Below are 1,778 nucleotides of genomic sequence, written 5' to 3'. Positions count from 1 at the left end.
ATAATTTTAACTATTATCAGGCGAAACATTTCAATATTTTTTAGGATTCTAAATGGACAGAGAAAATTTCATTTACCGAACTGAGTATAATTTAGATTTACTTTAAGAAAAACAAGCTTACTAGAACATATTAAGAAAGAAATTAAATTTAATCGTTATAAAGCTTAAGAACAATTTGCTGGTTTAAATAATGATAAAGTATCCGTAAAAGGTGGACGGAGAATCTATTCGAGCTGTCCAGGAATTTACATAAATCAACAAAATTAGAATACTCTAGGTATTCGTCATATTGATAAAAATTTAGTAATTGATCCAGTCCTTTCAAAAAAACTAGAAATATTAATTTTGGAATTTGCAATTGTTAACTATAAAGTAACTTTTAAATATCACCTATTGAATGAATCGGATAATGGGCAGCGAGTTAGGTTGTCAATTATCCGTTTTGTTTTATTCTCTTCATAAATTTTAATGATTTATTATAGGTTCTTCGACGAAAATACACTTAAATGCGATGATTGAATATGATGGGTATACATGGAAAACTAATACTTGATGTTGAAAAGAGGTATATTATGAATCATTTTTCGGGAATGCCCATTCAACAAATTGACTCGGGTCCGTCTGACAGTATTGTAAAATTGATTATTCAACGGATGAATGAAGAACCGACGGTATATGCATTTCGATCTGTTGATGAGTTTGAGGGTATGTTGCGAAATAACATAATTTTAAGTGCAAGAGCTATGTTTCAAAATAGAATCAGGTTTGCAGTATTTGAAAAATCTTATTGTAATCCAATGTACTGGGAATTAATGAGAACTGGCGGATTCCTATTGAGGAGAGGTGTAAGACCTTCTGACGCAATTAATGATATTTACATTAATAGTTCATATTATGCGTTTGAATGTGCAACGGCAATGGTCATTATTTATTACCATGCAGTCCTAAATCTAATTGGTGAAAACTTATTTAATCAAATTTTTCAAACCATCTATTTATACGGCTGGCATACTGATTCTGACTTAGGAATAGGTGCCCAGTATTCTGACCGAATTTTACCTGGAGATATCGTATATTTTAATAATCCAGAATTTAATCCACTCACCCCTGAGTGGAGAGGGGAAAATGCAGTAGTTCTAGGAGATGGTACTTATTTTGGACATGGATTAGGAATAATGACAGCCGAACAAATGATTTTTGCCCTGAATAAAATGAGATGGCCAGGAGCATATCGGTCAGCCTACCTGACTAATTCAGTTACAAGACCGAACTTTAAAAATTTGGCAGCATTATCGAATTGGCAACGAGATCACTCAAATAATAAATATAAGAATATAGTAGTCCATCATAATGAAAGTTCGATTTCATTTGATCATTATATGTATTTGGTAAATTACTTTACGAATTACTTTACGTGATGTTCAATTGTAATAAATATTACTAAAAAATTATTCAAAACCAAAGTGAGGTCATGGCAGAGTGTTTTATTTGCGTAACCTCACTCTTTTTATAATATTTCCATTAATTTTTGCCCAAATATTCCTTTTCTATCTGATTACGTAAAGAATGGGGCTAAAATATTAGGCTGGAAACGCAATAACTTAATTACTTCTTAAATTTTACCAGAGTTGTAAAAGTGGGCAATGGAAGTTCAAAATACTTCAATGCTCACTTTTTATAAGGAATAATATAACATTTCTCATTTAGGTACAAAGAGGGAAAAAAATATAGGAAAATTTTACTTAATTTTGATAAAATTAATATACGTATTATAATTC

At 30.6% G+C, this 1,778-nt stretch carries 2 protein-coding genes; both read left to right on the top strand.

Features of this window, described 5'->3' with window-relative positions; all coding sequences use genetic code 11:
• Positions 1-279: 279 nt before the first annotated feature.
• Positions 280-462 carry a hypothetical protein gene (locus CN514_RS26870; RefSeq protein ID WP_353652079.1) on the top strand — a complete coding sequence of 61 codons (183 nt, stop codon included), beginning with the start codon at positions 280-282 and terminating at the stop codon, positions 460-462.
• A gap of 110 nt (positions 463-572) precedes the next feature.
• Positions 573-1,418: a protein-glutamine gamma-glutamyltransferase gene (locus CN514_RS17625; RefSeq protein WP_098233725.1), complete on the top strand. Its 846-nt coding sequence runs from the start codon at positions 573-575 to the stop codon at positions 1,416-1,418.
• The last annotated feature ends 360 nt before the right edge of the window (positions 1,419-1,778 follow it).

The organism is Bacillus sp. AFS001701 (genome assembly GCF_002559405.1).
GTDB lineage: Bacteria > Bacillota > Bacilli > Bacillales > Bacillaceae_G > Gottfriedia.
Note: the sequence above shows the minus strand (reverse complement) of the source record. Positions and strands in the feature narration are given on the sequence as shown.